This is a genomic window from Streptomyces sp. NPDC019531 (genome assembly GCF_044903305.1).
GTDB lineage: Bacteria > Actinomycetota > Actinomycetes > Streptomycetales > Streptomycetaceae > Streptomyces.
The window spans coordinates 30,748-46,890 of record NZ_JBJDQL010000045.1 but is presented as its reverse complement, the minus strand read 5'-3'; the positions used below and the strand labels follow the sequence as shown (position 1 = coordinate 46,890).

At 70.6% G+C, this 16,143-nt stretch carries 13 protein-coding genes; 2 read left to right on the top strand and 11 right to left on the bottom strand.

Annotated features, from left to right (window positions below; translation table 11 throughout):
* Window positions 1-42 precede the first annotated feature (42 nt).
* From ACI2L1_RS36365 to ACI2L1_RS36330, 8 genes are all read right to left on the bottom strand, one after another.
* Window positions 43-1,455: a phytoene desaturase family protein gene (locus tag ACI2L1_RS36365; protein WP_404743698.1), complete on the bottom strand. Its 1,413-nt coding sequence runs from the start codon at window positions 1,453-1,455 to the stop codon at window positions 43-45.
* Between the two features lie 683 nt (window positions 1,456-2,138).
* Window positions 2,139-2,984, bottom strand: coding sequence for an inositol monophosphatase family protein (locus tag ACI2L1_RS36360; RefSeq protein ID WP_404743697.1), 846 nt, complete (start codon window positions 2,982-2,984; stop codon window positions 2,139-2,141).
* A gap of 358 nt (window positions 2,985-3,342) precedes the next feature.
* A complete protein-coding gene (locus tag ACI2L1_RS36355) occupies window positions 3,343-5,211 on the bottom strand; it encodes a gamma-glutamyltransferase family protein (RefSeq protein ID WP_404743696.1) in 1,869 nt (622 codons plus the stop codon).
* A 286-nt stretch (window positions 5,212-5,497) separates the two neighbouring features.
* On the bottom strand, window positions 5,498-5,740 hold the full coding sequence (locus tag ACI2L1_RS36350) for a hypothetical protein (protein ID WP_404743695.1): 243 nt from the start codon (window positions 5,738-5,740) through the stop codon (window positions 5,498-5,500).
* A gap of 334 nt (window positions 5,741-6,074) precedes the next feature.
* A complete protein-coding gene (locus tag ACI2L1_RS36345; protein ID WP_404743728.1) occupies window positions 6,075-6,389 on the bottom strand; it encodes a hypothetical protein in 315 nt (104 codons plus the stop codon).
* 677 nt (window positions 6,390-7,066) lie between these two features.
* A complete protein-coding gene (locus ACI2L1_RS36340; RefSeq protein ID WP_404743694.1) occupies window positions 7,067-7,885 on the bottom strand; it encodes a class I SAM-dependent methyltransferase in 819 nt (272 codons plus the stop codon).
* 43 nt (window positions 7,886-7,928) lie between these two features.
* Entirely contained in the window at window positions 7,929-8,555 is a 627-nt protein-coding gene (locus tag ACI2L1_RS36335; protein ID WP_404743725.1) for a response regulator, read from the bottom strand.
* Between the two features lie 306 nt (window positions 8,556-8,861).
* Window positions 8,862-9,980: a sensor histidine kinase gene (locus ACI2L1_RS36330; RefSeq protein ID WP_404743693.1), complete on the bottom strand. Its 1,119-nt coding sequence runs from the start codon at window positions 9,978-9,980 to the stop codon at window positions 8,862-8,864.
* 167 nt (window positions 9,981-10,147) lie between these two features.
* Between ACI2L1_RS36330 and ACI2L1_RS36325 the strand changes: the two genes are divergently transcribed.
* Together ACI2L1_RS36325 and ACI2L1_RS36320 are read left to right on the top strand one after the other, a co-directional pair.
* Window positions 10,148-11,152 (top strand): carboxymuconolactone decarboxylase family protein, encoded by a 1,005-nt coding sequence (locus ACI2L1_RS36325; RefSeq protein ID WP_404743692.1) that lies wholly within the window; start codon window positions 10,148-10,150, stop codon window positions 11,150-11,152.
* A 151-nt stretch (window positions 11,153-11,303) separates the two neighbouring features.
* The gene (locus ACI2L1_RS36320) at window positions 11,304-11,969 is read left to right on the top strand and encodes a hypothetical protein (protein ID WP_404743691.1); all 666 of its coding nucleotides are present in this window, start codon (window positions 11,304-11,306) and stop codon (window positions 11,967-11,969) included.
* Between the two features lie 65 nt (window positions 11,970-12,034).
* On the opposite strand, the gene ACI2L1_RS36315 is transcribed toward ACI2L1_RS36320, so the two are convergent.
* From ACI2L1_RS36315 to hydA, 3 genes are all read right to left on the bottom strand, one after another.
* The gene (locus ACI2L1_RS36315) at window positions 12,035-13,591 is read right to left on the bottom strand and encodes an NCS1 family nucleobase:cation symporter-1 (RefSeq protein WP_404743690.1); all 1,557 of its coding nucleotides are present in this window, start codon (window positions 13,589-13,591) and stop codon (window positions 12,035-12,037) included.
* 114 nt (window positions 13,592-13,705) lie between these two features.
* Entirely contained in the window at window positions 13,706-14,725 is a 1,020-nt protein-coding gene (locus tag ACI2L1_RS36310) for a TIGR03842 family LLM class F420-dependent oxidoreductase (protein ID WP_404743689.1), read from the bottom strand.
* Between the two features lie 11 nt (window positions 14,726-14,736).
* On the bottom strand, window positions 14,737-16,131 hold the full coding sequence (gene hydA, locus ACI2L1_RS36305; protein WP_404743688.1) for a dihydropyrimidinase: 1,395 nt from the start codon (window positions 16,129-16,131) through the stop codon (window positions 14,737-14,739).
* Between the last annotated feature and the right edge of the window lie 12 nt (window positions 16,132-16,143).

The following is a 16,143-nucleotide window of genomic DNA, read 5'->3' as shown; positions in this document are numbered from 1 at the left end:
AACCCGGTGGCGACGGTGACGACGGTGACCCACTCGTGGACCTCAGGCCTGCTGTCGCAGCCTCCGCCAGACCGCCTTCGCGGCGTTGTGTCCCGACATGCCGTGCACCCCCGGCCCCGGCGGGGTGGCCGACGAACAGATGAAGACGGCCGGGTGCGGGGTGCCGTAGGGGAACAGGGACAGCTTGGGGCGCAGCATGACCTGCAGTCCGCTGACCGCGCCGGAGGCGATGTCGCCGCCGATGTAGTTGGCGTTGCGGGCGGCCAGTTCGGGCGGGCCCGCGGTGGCGCGGGCGAGGACGCGGTCGCGGAAGCCCGGGGCGAAACGCTCCAGTTGGCGCTCGACGGCGTCGGTGAGGTCGCCGGTCCAGCCGCTCGGGACATGGCCGTAGACCCAGAAGACGTGCTTTCCGGCGGGGGCCCGGCCGGGGTCCACGACGCTCGGCTGCACGGTGATCATGAACGGCCTGTCGGGCGCACGGCCCTCCCGGGACGCGGCACGCAGCGCGGCACCGATCTCCGCCGTGTCGGCACCGATCTGCACGGTGCCCGCGCTGCGGGCCTCCTTCGCGGTCCAGGGCACGGGGCCGTCCAGGGCGTAGTCGACCTTGAAGACGCCCGGGCCGTAGCGGTAGCCGTCGTAGTAGCTGCCGAAACCGGCGATGCGGGCCAGGGCGGTGGGCGAGGTGTCGAAGACGTAGGCGCGGGCGGGCGGCAGATCGTCGAGCCGCTTGACCTCGTAGTCGGTGTGGACGGTGCCGCCGAGGTCCTTGAGGTACGCGGTGAGCGCGTCGGAGATGGACTGGGAACCGCCGCGGGCCACGGGCCAGCCGCGGGCGTGCGCCGCGAGGGCGAAGACCAGGCCGATGCCGCCGGTGGCGAAGCCGTCGAGCGGGGCCATGACATGCGCGACGAGCCCGGCGAACAGGGTCTTCGCGCGCTCGTCCCGGAAGCGGCGCATCAGCCACGTCGACGGGGGCAGGCCGACGAGACCGAAACGGGCGAGGGTGACCGGGTCGCGGGGCAGCGCGGTCAGGGGCAGCGACATGAAGTCGCGGGCCAGGGTGTCCCACTTGGGCAGGAAGGGCTCGACGAGCCTCCGGTACGTGCCCGCGTCGCGCGGTCCGAACGAGGCGGCCGTCTCGGCGACCGACCTCGACAGCACGGCCGCGGTGCCGTCGGTGAAGGGGTGCGCCATGGGCAGCTCGGCGTGCAGCCACTCCAGGCCGTAGCGGTCCAGGGGCAGGGCGCGGAACGCCGGGGAGTTGATGCCGAGGGGGTGGGCCGCGGAGCACGGGTCGTGCCGGAAGCCGGGGAGGGTCAGTTCCTCGGTACGGGCTCCCCCGCCCACGGTGTTGCGCGCCTCGAACACGGCCACGGAGAAACCGCGCCGGGCCAGCTCCACGGCAGCCGTCAGTCCGTTCGGCCCCGCACCCACCACGACCGCATCGAGCATCGACGGCACCTTCGGACCCCTTCGTCAGCCGATGGCCAGAGGATCAGGATATGCCGGGGGACTGACAGTCTTGCGGTTCGGGGGTAAGTCGGGGGAGGCGGGCCTTGGGGCGGGCTCGGGAATGCCGTGGGAAACGGGGTTGGCGGGCGCGGTTGTGGGGGGCCGTGGTTGGGGGGCGCGGTCGTGAGAGACCGCTCGTGAGGGGACGGTCGGCGGAGGCCGCGGGCGAATGCGCCGGGGCGAGTGGGCCGGGGCTGCTCTTGAAGGGCGCGTCCCGGGGCGTCGGGCTGCCGCCGCGCTCCGGATCTGAGTGAGCGCTCCGCGTCGGGCGTCGGGCGTCGAGCGTCGAGCCAGTGGGCGGGCTGCGGTGACTTCTCCGCCCGCCGACTGCCCCGGTCCAGCCGGGAGCACCCTCCCGGTGTGCCGGGGTGATCAGGTCTCGCGAGCCCTTCAGGACAGACTTGCGCTCGGGCTCCGCAGCGCGCCGGGGCCGCCCTCGTCGGCCATCCTGGCCCTGTCTCGCCCTGTCTCGCCCTGTCTCGCCCTGTCTCGCCCTGACTCTTCCCGGCCGTCTCTGCCCGCCCCTGCTCTCGATCCCTCCCCTGCTCCTGTCTTGCCCGCTCCTGCCTTTGCCAGCCTGCCCCTGCCTCTGCCCGTTGTTCTTGCCTCGCCCCAGCCTCTCGTCAGACCTCGCCCGCCAGCAGGCCTCGCACCCTGCGCGCCGTCGCCGTGTCCCGGGCGGCCGTGAACGGCAGGGCATTGCCTCCCGTGATGCGGAACGGGTCTCCGGTGAGGGTCAGATGGGCGCCGCCCGCCTCCTCGACCAGCAGCAGGCCCGCCGCATGGTCCCAGGCCGCCTCCCAGGAGAACGCGACAGCGTCCGACTCGCCGCGGGCAATGGCCAGATACTCCAGGCCGGCCGAGCCGCACGGGCGCGGTGCGACGCCTTCGGTCCACAGGCTCAGCAGGGCCCGCTTCTCCGCGTCCGTCGTGTAGTCCGGGTGGGAGGTGGCCACTTGGAGGTCCCGGCCCGGGTCGTGCGCGCCCGCGTGCAGCCGCTCGCCGTCGAGGAACGCGCCCCGGCCCCATATCGCCGTGGCCAGCTGGTCCCAGGCCGGTGCGTAGGTCCAAGAGGCGAGCAGTACACCGCTCTGCGCGAGCGCGACCAGGGTGCAGAAACCGGGGTCGCCGTGCACGAACTGCCGTGTGCCGTCGACCGGATCGACGATCCAGACCGGGGTGTCGCCCTGTATCGCCTCGTACGACGCCGGGTTGGCGTGGACCGCCTCCTCGCCGACCACTACGGAGCCGGGCAGAAGCGCGCCGAGCGCATCGGCGAGGTACCGCTCGGCCAGCCGGTCGGCGTCCGTGACCAGGTCGTGCGGGCCCGCCTTCTGGTCGACCTCGTGCGCGGCGAGTCGCCGGAAGCGCGGCATGATCTCGGCCGCGGCGGCCTTGCGCACTGCCTCTTCCACGTCGCTCGCGTGCCGGTCGAGAAACTCGTCGATGGTTTCCGTGTCTTCGATCACGACTCCATGAGAGCACGCAGGACTGACAATCCCCGCCCGCCTGATGGATGCCGGGTGGAATCACCGTGAACACCCGGATCCGAGGAGGGCGGCGTCCGGGCGGCTCGACACTGGCGAGCCGTGCGGGAGCGGCCGTGAGTTCGGGGGCTCGGCCGGTCACGCACCCCGGCAGTCCCGGCTGCCGAACCGTCGCGGGGGCGTTCCCGCTCACGGAACGCCCCCGCGCAACAGGCCCACCCCCGGCAGAGCCGCCATCACCTCGGCACCGGGGTCACCTCAGCGCCAGAGCCACCGGGGCCACGGAGCAACCGGGCTCATGGGGACCACCGGGCTCATGGGGGCCACTGGGCCATGGGGGTCACCGCCCCACCGCATACCCCTGCATCCCCCGAGGGTTCGCCCCCGCCGACAGCACCCCCGTCTCCGGATCCCGCGCCACCGCACACAACCGCCCCTCCGACCACGGCTCCCCCACCGTCACGTCATGCCCCCGTCGCCGTAGCTCCTCCACGACCCCCGGATCCGTCCGCGCCTCCACCGTGACGCTCCCCGGCCGCATGCCCCGAGGGTAGAAGGACCCCGGGAAACTGTCGTTGTGCCAGTTGGGGGCGTCGATCGCGCCCTGGAGGTCGAGGCCGCCGCGGACCGGGGAGCGCAGGGCGACGGCCAGGAAGAAGTGCAGCTGCCACTGGTCCTGCTGGTCCCCTCCGGGCGTCCCGAAGGCCATGACCGGCACCCCGCCGCGCAGGGCGATCGAGGGGGTGAGGGTGGTGCGGGGGCGGCGGCCCGGCGTGAGGGAGTTCGGCAGACCCTCCTCCAGCCACGTCATCTGGAGCCGGGTGCCGAGCGGAAACCCCAGTTCGGGCACGACGGGATTGGACTGCAGCCAGCCCCCGCTGGGCGTGGCGGCGACCATGTTGCCCCAGCGGTCGACGACGTCGAGGTGGCAGGTGTCGCCCCGGGTGGTGCCGTCAGGACCGACCTCGGGCTCCCCCGGGACGTAGGAGTTGCGGTGCCCCGCGTCATCCGGCTCCCCCGGCACCGCCGAAGTCGGCCTCTTGGCCACCGTCGGTTCACCCACCCCCATCGGGCTGAACCCGGGCTCATCCGTGACGACCACGCGCGCGTGTGCGCTCAGCCGCGGAACCCGCCCCCCGGGACCGCCCGGCCGCAGCTCGTAGGAGGCCTTGTCGCCGACGAGTTCGCGCCGCCCCGCGTTGTACTCCTCCGAGAGCAGCTCAGCGAGCGGCACCTCGGCCGCGTCCCCGTACCAGGCCTCCCGGTCGGCCATGGCCAGCTTGCAGCCCTCGACCAGGAGATGGACGTACTCGGCGGACCCGTACCGGGGCAGCTCGGACGGCAGCAGCGCGAGTTGCTGGAGGAGCACCGGGCCCTGGCTCCAGGGGCCGGCCTTGCACAGGGTCCAGCCGTTCCAGTCGTACGTCGCCGGCGCCTCGTAGCTCGCGGACCACCCGGCGAGATCGGCGGCCGTGAGCGTGCCGGTGTGCCACGAGCCGCTGGTGTCCATGGTGGGCCGCCGGGACTGCCGTACGAGCGCCTCGGCGATGAAGCCGGTACGCCACACCTCGCGTGCCGCCTCGATCTGCGCGACCCGGTCACCCGCCCCGGCCACCTCTGCGACCAGCCGCTTCCAGGTGGCGGCGAGGGCGGGGTTGCGGAACAGCGAACCGGGCCGGGGGGCTTCTCCTCCCGACAGATACAACTCCGCCGACGACGTCCACTCCGTCTCGAACAGCTCCCGTACGCTCTCGACGGTTGCGCCGACGTTCTCCACGGGCGCGTGCCCGTCCTCGGCGTACCCGATGGCGTACTTGAGGACGTCGGCGAGGGACTTGGTGCCGTGGTCGCGCAGGAGCAGCATCCAGGCGTCGAAGGCACCGGGGACCGCGGCGGCGAGGGGACCTGTGCCGGGCACGAGCTCCAGACCGAGTTCCCGGTAGTGGGCCACGGTCGCCCCGGCCGGTGCGACACCCTGCCCGCACAGCACCCGCACCTCCCCGCCGGCCGGGGCGAGCAGGATCGGTACCTCACCGGCGGGGCCGTTGAGGTGCGGCTCGACGACGTGCAGCACGAAGGCACCGGCCACCGCCGCGTCGTACGCGTTGCCGCCGTCCTCCAGTACCGCCATCGCCGATTGCGAGGCCAGCCAGTGGGTGGAGGACACCATGCCGAAGGTGCCCTGGAGGGTGGGGCGGGTGGTGAACATACGGGCTATCACCTCGCTGTTTACGCGCGTCGGACGATCGAATCTGCACTCAGGATCGGGCCTGGGGAGAATCTGGGGAGTTTGGACCGGCCTCGACCGCCGCCTCGCCTTGTACGGCGAGGAGCAGCGGATGGTCCTCGGGGCCGACACCTTTCGGCAATTCGTGCAGGTGCTGGGCCCGAGCACCGAGGAGTCCGAGGTCAGCCGGAAATCGAAGCCATCTGCCGGACTGAGGCTGATACCTCCTGTGACGAGATTGCCGCAGGAGGTATTCGCGAGGCTGAGATCAGCCGCTTCCTCCGGCGCGAAGCAGCCACGGCCCAGGCACGGTGTCACCGATGGTCGCCACGCAGTTAAGGTCGTTCCTACCCGTTTCGGCCTGCGCGGTAGTCAGCGCCGATTCACACTCGGCCTGGGAGTTGTAGTAGCTGGGAAACTGAACCGCCGCACTGCCGGGAGAGGCGAGTGCCAGTGCGGCGCCTGCGACCACCGCGGCGGTCGCGGTGATCATTGCAATCTTCTTGCGCATGAATCCTCACTTTCTTCTCTTTTTCTTACCGCTGCCGTATTCAGCAAGCGTTGTCCTCTCGTGACAGGCGCCTTTATCGGTGACGCTCATCACGTTATTGCCATCGTTTTCCTGCTTCGGCTCCGACTTTTCCTCGCTGAGTTGTGCCGGGGCTTCATGTTCGGTGGCGGTCGGAGTCTTGGCGGGTATTCACGCTCGGCGGACTTTGGGGCGGTTCGGGAGGAGGCCGGGCAGCGCCGGACCCAGCCCGCCGCCGACCACGACGCCCTCACGGCCGTCCGGCCTCAGCGCGGCGTGTGGTGCCGCCGAGGCTTGCCCGGAGTGGTCACGCGTTTTACGTGCCGCAGTTCCACTGGCTCGTGACCGGGCCGCCCGGACCTTCCTGCGTGTAGCTAATCAGCGAGGCGCTCGTCGCCGCCGGGTAATCGTTGCGGCAGGCGGCTAAGGCGCCGTCCATGACCGTGGACTCCACCTCGTTCCGGTCGGGAGTCGGGCTATTGAACACGTACCCCGGGGCGTAGTTGGTGATCGTCCCGAGGTCGTCCGCGTTCGCGGTGGCAGCGATACCGCCTGCGGCGATCGCTGCCACCGCGGTGCCGATCAGGGTCCGCTTGATCCACTTCGGTTTGCGGGTATGTGCTGTCGTCATGTCTGATCCTTCCAGCTCTGCTTGTGAGGCCTTTGATTCCGAAGCCGCTACGGATTCTCGAACCGGAACCACGACTCCAGCCAGAGTCAGATGTCCCAACTCCGCGGTAGCAGCGCCCTGGTGAGATGGTCCCGGATTGGCGCCGGCCTCCGCGGGGGCGGAGAGCTGGAGCAGCAGAACGCTGGTGGAGGGGATCACGAGGCCCATGCCGAGGCCACCTGGTAAGCACGGCGTGGAGGAACTTGCACGACTCAGCGATACTTCGGGTACAGCCTGGGCGGCCGGACGCTGCCCGACTGGATTCCGGACCAGTCGAACACCACGTACACGCTCGCCGGTCTGGCAGGGGCCCTGCTGTTGCTCGGGAGCCTGCCAGCGCATGAGGCCGCCCACGCGATCGCGGCCCGCAGGAGGGGCATCCCGGTCCAGAGCATCACGCTCTGGGCGCTGGGCGGGATGACCGAGGGCCTCGCGGGTCGGGCGCACGCCTCGGCCGGTCCGAAGCAGTCGCGTCGATGGATCCATTCATTCCACGCCGACCGGTCTACGAAGATTTTGCGATCACACGAGAACTCCAAGTACCGCACCCCACCTGTACGAAGCCCCTTTCGCGCGACGTTCCGGACCCCCGGTAACCCCGAGTTCCCCTTCCCTGCCTGTCACCGTCGGGCAGATGGTCACTCAGGCCGTCTGCCCGCTGTCAGCAGATGTCCGCTCGCACCCAACAGCGTCGGCTCGGACTCGATGTGCCGGCACGCCGCCAGTACGGTCTCCCGGCGCCCGGGGTCGTCCAGCCAGTCCTCGACACCGCCCATCAGCCAGGCGACACCCTCGACGCCGTACTGGCCCTCGACGGCCAACCGAGCGTCGGTGAACTCCGCCGTCACCTCGCCCGGTTGGGCGAAGTGGGCGACCGTGAAGAAGCCCTCGTCGTGGTACGGGTGCCTGCCGTCCACGAGGACGGTGTCGGTGCGTTCACGGTGCTCCGGGGTGAAGTAGCGCTCCTCCCGCAGCAGGTCGTGCAGCTGCGCGTACCGGTTGATGGTGGCCGCGACGACAAACCCTCCTGGCCTGGCCACCCGGTACGCCTCAGCCAACGCCTTTACCCTGTCGGTCCGTTCGGGGAGGTGGTACAGCGGGCCGAGCAGAAGCACCACGTCGTACGCGGCTTCGGAGGCGGCCAGCTCGCGCGCGTCCCCGAGGCGGGCGGTCACCCCCGGCAACCGCGCCGCCTGCTCGACATGGAGCGGTACCGGATCGACGAGTTCGACGGTGTACCCGTCCTCCGCGAGCCACTCCGCGTGCACGCCGCTGCCACCGCCGACGTCCAGCACCCGCGCGGGCGGGGCGGGCAGGAGTCGCCGCAGCACTTCCTGCGTGCGCCAGAACTCCAGCCGCCCGGCGGGGGCGCCTCCCGGCCTAAGCCGTGCGTCCTCCTTGCCCCGGGCGTAGTAGGCGAGGATCTCTTCGCGCATCCGCGGTGTCGTCTCCGTCATCGCTCCAGAGTGCTGATCGCCGGCCGGGACGGGCAACGGGATTTCACCCGCCGCGTGCGGTCACCAGCCCCGACTCGTAGGCGAACACGACCAGTTGGGCCCGGTCCCGGGCGCCCAGCTTGGTCATGGCGCGGCTGATGTGCGTCTTGGCCGTGAATGGGCTGATCACCATGTGTTCGGCGATCTCCTCGTTGGTCAGGCCGCGGGCGGCCAGGGCGGTCACCTCGCGTTCGCGGCGGGTGAGGCATTCCAGGCCGGGGGCGGTGGAGCGGTCGGGTGGGCGGGAGACGAACTCGCCGATCAGGGTGCGGGTGACGGCCGGAGACAGCAGCGCCTCGCCCTGGGCCACCACCTCGATGGCCTGGAGGAGGTCGGCCGGTTCGGTGTCCTTCAGCAGGAAGCCGCTCGCGCCCGCCCGCAGGGCCTCGAAGACATACTCGTCGTGGCCGTAGTTGGTGAGGATCACCACGCGCACCGCCGCCAGCTCCGGATCCGCGGCGATCCGGCGGGTCGCCTCGATGCCCGTCATCACCGGCATCTGTACGTCGATCAGCGCGATGTCGGGTACCTGCGCGCGCACCAGCTCGACACCCCGCTCACCGTCCGCCGCCTCCCCGACCACCTCGATGCCGTCCTCGGCGTCGAGCAGGGCCCGGAACCCGGCCCGCATCAACGCCTGATCGTCGACGAGCGCCACCCTGATCACGTCGGCACCTCCACGCACACGAAGAAGCCGTCCTTCGCACCACTCACGCCGACACCCCCGAGGCCGGTCCCGCGCCCGCCGAGAGCCGGCCCGCGACCTGGTGGCCGATCACCCGCACACCGAGAACCCGTTGCAGGCCACGGTGGCCATCTCCCCGCGCACCGAGTAGCCGTTGCACGCCGCAGCGGCCAACTCCCCACACACCGGGAATCCGCTGCCCGCCCTCGATCCCGCTCCCCTCGCCCGCCGAGAAGCCACTCCGCGCCCCGCTCACACCGACTCCCCCGCCCTCAACGGCAGCTCCGCCCGCACCGAGAACCCGCCCTCCGCGCGTGGCCCCGCGTGCAGGGTCCCGCCCAGAGCCGTGACCCTTTCGCGCATGCCCGTGAGGCCATGGCCGGGCTGCGGTGGACGGCTCGGATCCGCGGCACCGTCGTCGTCCACCCGAATCGTCAGGTCGTCCTCGCCGTAGGCCAGTTCGACCCGCACCTTCGCGGGCCCCGCGTGCCGTGCCGCGTTCGTCAGGGACTCCTGGACGATCCGGTACACGGCCCGGTCGAGTGGAGCGGGCAGGGCGCATTCCTCGCCCGCCAAGCTCAGGTCGACCGCGAGTCCCGCCGCCCGCGCCCGCTCCACGAGCAGAGCGGGGGTGCCGGTCGGCTCGTCGGTGCGCAGGATCTCCAGGGTGGCGCGCAGTTCGCGCATGGCCTCGCCGCCCGCCTCCTGGATGGCGAGCAGGGCCGGCGGCACCTCCTCGCCGCGCTTGCGGGCCAGGTGGACGGCCACGCCCGCCTGGAGCTTGACGATGGAGATGCTGTGGGTGAGGGAGTCGTGCAACTCCCGGGCTATCCGCAGGCGTTCCTCGCCCGCGCGGCGCAGGGCGGCCTCCTCCCTGGTCCGCTCGGCCTCCAGGGCGCGCTGCTCGGTCTGCCGGAGATACGCCTGCCAGTTGCGGCCGGCGAGCCCCGTCACCACCGCGCACACGAACCAGCCCGCGAGCAGCGCGGTCTTCTCCACCGCCTCCTGCGCGGTCGGGCCCGCCGTCGCGTACGCCACCAGGAAGACCCCGCTCGCCCCGGCGGCCCAGCCCCGGTGCCCCAGCTGGGACGCCAGGTGCACGGCGGCGAAGACGGACAGCGCGCCGAGTGACCCCGGGTGGGCGTGCAGGACGTAGGCCGCCCCGCTCGCCGTGGACACGGCCAGCACCACCAGGGGGACCGTGCGGTAGAACGCGAGAGCGGCCGAACTCACCACGACGAGAACGTAGTCGAGGGCGGTCGTGTCGGCGTCGAAGGCCGCCGCGACCACGACGAGGGTGCCGATCACGACCGCTAGGGCCAGATCGGCGAGCCGCCTGGGGGCGGCCGAGTCGACCGAGTGCCCGCTCATGCCCACACGCTAGACCGCCGCACCGACACCGGCGTCAGCCCTGTGGACAACTCCCCCGCTACTCCCCCCGTAGTAGTCCCCGGCCCCTCCCGCGCTCACCGGCGCAGCGCCAACTCCCTTCGGCGGTACGACGACCGCGGGCACCCGCCGGGCGCAGTCTGCTGTGCATGTCCACACCCTTCCGTTACACCCGCCCCCTGCCGCCCAAGTCGGCAACCGGCAGTGTCGCCGAGGTCTACGAACAGCTGTCCCGTGACTTCGGCATCGACGAACCCGTCACCTTCGTGGTCCTCGCCTCGGCACCCGAACTTCTGGCTTCGACCTGGGCGTTGATGCGCGAGTCCCTGATCGCGGGCCCCGGCAGCCGCACCGGCAAGGAGCTGGCGGCGCTCGGCGTCTCGCTCGCCAACCGGTGTCCGTTCTGCGTGGACGCGCACACCATGCTGTTGCACGCCACCGGCGACCACGCCCTCGCCGAAGGCATCGTCCGGGGAGAGCGGCCGGAGAACGAGGAGCACGCGCGTGTGCTGGACTGGGGCCGGCGCAGCCGTGTGCCGAGCGGACTCGGCGCCGGGCCGTATCCGTTCCCACGCGAGCACGCCCCGGGCTATCTCGGCACCGCGTTCGCCTTCCACTTCATCAACCGGATCGTGTCGGCCCTGCTGACCGAGAACCTGCTGCCGGGCAACGTCCAGCGGTTCCGTGCCGTACGCAGCCTCGCGGGCCGTACCCTCGCCCGGACCGTACGCCGCCCCGCCCGACCCGGCGCCTCCCTGGCGCTGCTCGACCTTCCGGACCCCGGTGAGGCCCCCGCGTGGGCGGGCGGCACTCCCGTCGGCCTCGCGTACGCGGCGCTGCTCCGGGCGGCCATGACAGGCGCCGGGCTCCTCGACATCGACGACCAGGACCTCGTGGAGGAGACACTGCTCGATTGGGACGGCTCGCATCCGCCCCTCGACCTGAGCGGGTTCCCGGACCGGCTGGAGCGTCCCGGCGCGCGCTTGGTGCTGCTGGCCGCACTCGCGCCGTACCGGATCACCGACGAGGACGTGGCGGCCTGGCGGCGCCCGGAGCACACCGACCAGTGCCTGGTGCGCCTTGTGGCCTACGGGGCGTTCCTGGCCGTGGATCGCGTCGAGTCTGCCCTGTACCGGCCCATCGCCCGGACATAAACGGGCATATGACGCATCGACGGCGGGACGCTGTGACGGCACAGGCACGGAGCGAGTTCACACTTCCGCCCCACAGGGAGACATGTGAAACTGGCGTCCCGTCCGCAGTGCGGACCTGTCCGCACCGTCCGTCCCCCACGAAAAGTGCGCCGTGCGAACTCTTTCCCTGCCGATCGCCCTCACCGCACGCATCTCGCCCGTCGTCGTGCTCGCCGCGGCGGGCTGGGCGCTGACGTCGGGCCCGGCCGCGACACCGGCCGCCGACAAGGAGTCGACGCCGCAGCGCGCCGCCGAGTCGCCCTCGGGCGCGTCCACGGCAGCCGTCACGAAGCAGTACTCCTCGGCCCCCGCGCCCTGCGGCAGCATCAGCGCGGCGACCCTCAAGTCGCTCGTGCCGGGCGCCAAGACGGCCGGCAAGGAGATCCCCTCGACGGACACGAACCTGCGCCGGACCTGCTCCTGGAACGCGCTCAAGGGGTACGACTACCGCTGGCTCGACGTGTCCTTCGAGATCACGGAGTCCGACGACGCGGCCGCGAAGTCGTACAAGGAGAACATCTCCGAGAAGAGCGGCGGCGGAAGCGTGCCGGGCGTCGGTGACGCCGGGTACTCGGTGGTGAACCTCACCACCGAGAACAAGCAGCAGACCCGTGAGGGTGTGGTCATCATCCAGGCGTCCAACGCGCTGGTGACCGTGACGTACAACGGCAGCGACTTCGAGTCGAAGAAGGCTCCGAGTACGGACGAGATCAACAAGGGTGCCATCAAGGCCGCCAAGGAGGCAGTGGCGGCGCTGGAGAGCGGCCGGAAGGCCTGACCAAGCAGGTTCCGACCGCCCTCCACGCGCGCGAAACACTCGCGAGGCGCTCGCGAAGCGACCTGTCAGGCCGCGATGCCCTCCTGTTCCTTTCCCTTCGGCAGCATCAGCGCGACGTACAGCAGCAGCGACGCGCCCAGGCCCACCGCCCAGCCGTAGTCGGCCAGCGGCTTGAGGAACGGGATCAGCCCGTCGGTCGGGAACGGCCCCGTCTTCTTGCCGTCCGCGCCCACCGCGGAGTACGAGCCGCCGACCGCGAGCAGACCGCCGACCACGAAGGCGGCGATCGCCCGCCAGTTCCAGCCGTTGGTGTACCAGTAGCGGCCGCCCGGCGTGTACAGGTCCACGAGGTGCAGGACCGTGCGCCGCACGATCCAGTAGTCGGCGATGAGGATGCCCGCGACCGTGCCGAGCAGGCCGCCGACCACGCCGAGCCAGGTGAAGATGTAGAACTCCGGCGTGGAGATCAGCTTCCACGGGAAGATCAGGATGCCGACGACGCCCGTGATCAGCGCGCCCGTGCGGAAGTTGATGAACTTCGGGGCCAGGTTCGCCAGGTCGTACGCCGGTGAGACCACGTTCGCCGCGATGTTCACGGAGATCGTGGCGACCAGCACGATGATCAGTGCGAAGAGCAGACCGAAGGCGTTGTCCGTCTTGGCCGCCAGCGCGACCGGGTCCCAGATGGCCTCGCCGTAGACGACCTCGGAGCCGGAGGTGACCAGCACGGCGAGGACCGCGAACAGCGTCATGGTGGTGGGAAGCCCCAGGGACTGTCCCCAGGTCTGCGCCTTCTGACTGGCACCGAACCGGGTGAAGTCAGGGATGTTCAGTGACAAAGTCGCCCAAAAGCCGATCATTCCCATCAGGGACGGGAAGAAGACCGGCCAGAAGTCGGGGCCCCAGCCGAGCTTCGAGGGCTGGTCCAGCAGCGCGCCGAACCCGTCGGCCTTGACCGCGATCCAGATCAGCAGGACGAGGGCGCCGACGATCACGAAGGGCGCGGCCCAGTTCTCGAAGTGCCGCAGGAACTCCATGCCGCGGTAGATGATCGCGATCTGGAGCGCCCAGAACAGCAGGAAGCAGAGCCACAGGGGCCATGGGTTGCCCGCGATCCTGCCCGCGTCCTCCCAGTGACCTCCGGTGAGCTTGGAGCCCAGCACGAAGATGCCGCTGCCCCCGATCCAGGTCTGGATGCCGAACCAGCCACAGGCCACGGCCGCCCGGATCAGCGCCGGGATGTTGGCGCCCCGCAGCCCGAACGAGGCACGGGCGAGCACCGGGAACGGGATGCCGTACTTGGGTCCGGCATGCCCGGTCGCCAGCATCGGCACCAGCACGATGATGTTGGCCAGCGCGATGGTGAACACGGCCTGCTTCCAGTCCATACCGAGCGCGACCAGGCCGGAGGCCAGGGTCCAGCTGGGGATGCAGTGCGCCATGGAGATCCACAGGGCCGCGAAGTTGTACGTCGTCCACTTGCGCTCGGAGAGCGGTACGGGACGCAGGTCCTCGTTGGCGAAGGGGCTGTCGGCGGGGAAGGCCCCGGCGGCGAGTTCGACGCGGCCGTCGGGGCCGGCGTTCTGCGGTATCGGCGCCCCCGTGGGGACTGTTTCGGTCATGAGCAGGCCAATCGGTCAGAGCGGGACGGGACAGGCCGTGCGGGGGCCCTGGGCCCCTCTCCACCCCGGGACGGCGGGGAGGAGAGGGGGGAACAAGGTGTGGGGGGCCGGGGGTCAGGCGTTGATGGCGGGGATGACCTGCGAGCCGTACGCGTCGATCGTCGCTTCCTGGGCGTCGTGCATGTCGTACACGGCGAACTGGTCGACGCCCAGCTCGCGCAGCGCGTTCAGCTTCTCGATGTGCTTCTCGACCGGGCCGATGACGCAGAACCGGTCGACGATCTCGTCGGGCACGAACGCGGTGTCCGGGTTGTCGGCGCGCCCGTGGTGCGAGTAGTCGTACCCCTCGCGTGCCTTGATGTAGTCCGTCAGCTCGTCGGGTACGGCGGCCGAGTGCTCGCCGTACTTCGAGACCAGGTCGGCCACGTGGTTGCCGACCATGCCGCCGAACCAGCGGCACTGCTCGCGCGCGTGGGCGAGTGCCTCGGGCGAGTCGTCCGCGGTGACATAGGCCGGGGCGGCCACACAGATCTTGACCTCGTCCGCCGAACGCCCCGCGGCGACAGCGGCATCCTTGACGGCCTTCACCATGTACTCGGTGAGGTACAGGTCGGCGAGCTGGAGGATGAACCCGTCGGCCTCCTCACCGGTCATCTTCAGTGCCTTGGGACCGTACGCCGCCATCCATACGGGGAGTTCGGCACCCTCCTTGATCCACGGGAACCTGATCACCGTGCCGCCGAGGTCGGCCTCCTGGCCCGAGCCGAGCGCCCTGATGACCTTCATGGCCTCGCTGATCCGGGCCAGCGTGTTCGGGGTGCGGCCCGCGACCCGCATCGCGGAGTCGCCGCGGCCGATGCCGCAGACCGTGCGGTTGCCGAACATGTCGTTGAGGGTGGCGAAGGTGGAGGCGGTGACCTCCCAGGTGCGGGTGCCCGGGTTGGTGACCATCGTGCCGACCTTCAACTTCGAGGTGTTGGAAAGGATCTGGCTGTAGATCACAAACGGCTCCTGCCAGAGCACGGCGGAGTCGAAGGTCCACCCGTAGGTGAAGCCGTTGCGTTCGGCCCGCTTCATCAGGCTGATGACCTTCGAGGCGGGCGGATCCGTCTGCAGGACGAGTCCGAAATCCATGGGCGCCACTCCTAGTTGAGGTACTGACAGGTGGAGCGCGGGGTGTACGTGCCGTGCCCGGCGCGTCCGGTGTACTCCCGCTCGCTGATGACGAGTTCGCCGCGCGAGAGGACCGTCTCGACCCGGCCCGTGAGGCGCTTTCCTTCGTACGCCGAGTAGTCGACGTTCATGTGATGGGTCTCGGCGGAGACGATCTGCTCGGCGTGCGGGTCGTAGATGACGACGTCCGCGTCGGCGCCGGGGGCGATGGTGCCCTTCTTCGGGTACATGCCGAACATCCGGGCCGGGGTGGCGCAGGCGATCTCGATCCAGCGGCGGCGCGAGATGTGGCCGTCGACGACGCCCTGGTGGAGCAGGTCCATGCGGTTCTCGACGCCGGGAAGCCCGTTGGGGATCTTCGAGAAGTCGCCCCGGCCGAGTTCCTTCTGGCCGACGAAGCAGAAGGGGCAGTGGTCGGTGGAGACGACCTGGAGGTCGTTGGTCCGCAGGCCCTGCCAGAGCTTGGCCTGGTGTTCGCGCGGCCTGAGTGGCGTGCTGCACACGTACTTCGAGCCCTCGAAGTCCGGCTCGGCGAGGTTGTCCGTCGACAGGAACAGATACTGCGGGCAGGTCTCGCCGAAGACGTTGAGCCCCTCGTCACGTGCCCGCGCCAGCTCGGCCACCGCCTCCATGGCCGAGACGTGCACGACGTACAGGGGCGCGCCGGCGACCTGCGCGAGCTTGATGGCGCGGTGGGTGGCCTCGGCCTCAAGGAGGGCCTTGCGCACTTCCCCGTGGTAGCGGGGGTCGGTCTCGCCGCGGGCCAGCGCCTGCTCCACCAGCACATCGATCGCGATGCCGTTCTCCGCGTGCATCATGATCAGACCGCCGTTCTCGGCGGAGCGCTGCATGGCGCGCAGGATCTGGCCGTCGTCGGAGTAGAAGACGCCGGGGTAGGCCATGAACTGCTTGAAGGAGGTGACCCCCTCCTCCACGAGCAGGTCCATCTCCTTGAGCGTCTCCTGGTTCACATCGGAGACGATCATGTGGAAGCCGTAGTCGATGGCGCAGTTGCCCTCGGCCTTGGCGTGCCAGGCGTCCAGGCCCTCGCGCAGGGTGTGGCCGACGCTCTGCACGGCGAAGTCGACGATCGTGGTCGTACCGCCCCAGGCGGCGGCCCGGGTGCCGGTCTCGAAGGTGTCGGAGGCGAAGGTGCCGCCGAACGGCAGCTCCATGTGGGTGTGGGCGTCGACGCCACCGGGGATGACGTACTTCCCGGTGGCGTCGATCGTGCGGTCCGCGGTCCAGTTCTGCGTACCGGGCACGGCGAGGGCGGCGATGCGGCCGTCCTCGATCAGCACGTCGGCGTGGATCTCGTCCGACGCGGTGATGACGAGACCACCGCGGATGACGGTACGGCTGCTCATGTTCCCTCTCCT

Excerpts from the sequence above, each read along its gene's own strand:
- ACI2L1_RS36365 (WP_404743698.1), bottom strand. The coding sequence starts at position 1,455 with ATGCTCGATGCGGTCGTGGTGGGTGCGGGGCCGAACGGACTGACGGCT.
- ACI2L1_RS36355 (WP_404743696.1), bottom strand. The coding sequence starts at position 5,211 with ATGTTCACCACCCGCCCCACCCTCCAGGGCACCTTCGGCATGGTGTCC.
- ACI2L1_RS36350 (WP_404743695.1), bottom strand. The coding sequence starts at position 5,740 with ATGCGCAAGAAGATTGCAATGATCACCGCGACCGCCGCGGTGGTCGCA.
- ACI2L1_RS36345 (WP_404743728.1), bottom strand. The coding sequence starts at position 6,389 with ATGACGACAGCACATACCCGCAAACCGAAGTGGATCAAGCGGACCCTG.
- ACI2L1_RS36340 (WP_404743694.1), bottom strand. The coding sequence starts at position 7,885 with ATGACGGAGACGACACCGCGGATGCGCGAAGAGATCCTCGCCTACTAC.
- ACI2L1_RS36335 (WP_404743725.1), bottom strand. The coding sequence starts at position 8,555 with ATGCGGGCCGGGTTCCGGGCCCTGCTCGACGCCGAGGACGGCATCGAG.
- ACI2L1_RS36330 (WP_404743693.1), bottom strand. The coding sequence starts at position 9,980 with ATGAGCGGGCACTCGGTCGACTCGGCCGCCCCCAGGCGGCTCGCCGAT.
- ACI2L1_RS36325 (WP_404743692.1), top strand. The coding sequence starts at position 10,148 with ATGTCCACACCCTTCCGTTACACCCGCCCCCTGCCGCCCAAGTCGGCA.
- ACI2L1_RS36315 (WP_404743690.1), bottom strand. The coding sequence starts at position 13,591 with ATGACCGAAACAGTCCCCACGGGGGCGCCGATACCGCAGAACGCCGGC.
- ACI2L1_RS36310 (WP_404743689.1), bottom strand. The coding sequence starts at position 14,725 with ATGGATTTCGGACTCGTCCTGCAGACGGATCCGCCCGCCTCGAAGGTC.
- hydA (WP_404743688.1), bottom strand. The coding sequence starts at position 16,131 with ATGAGCAGCCGTACCGTCATCCGCGGTGGTCTCGTCATCACCGCGTCG.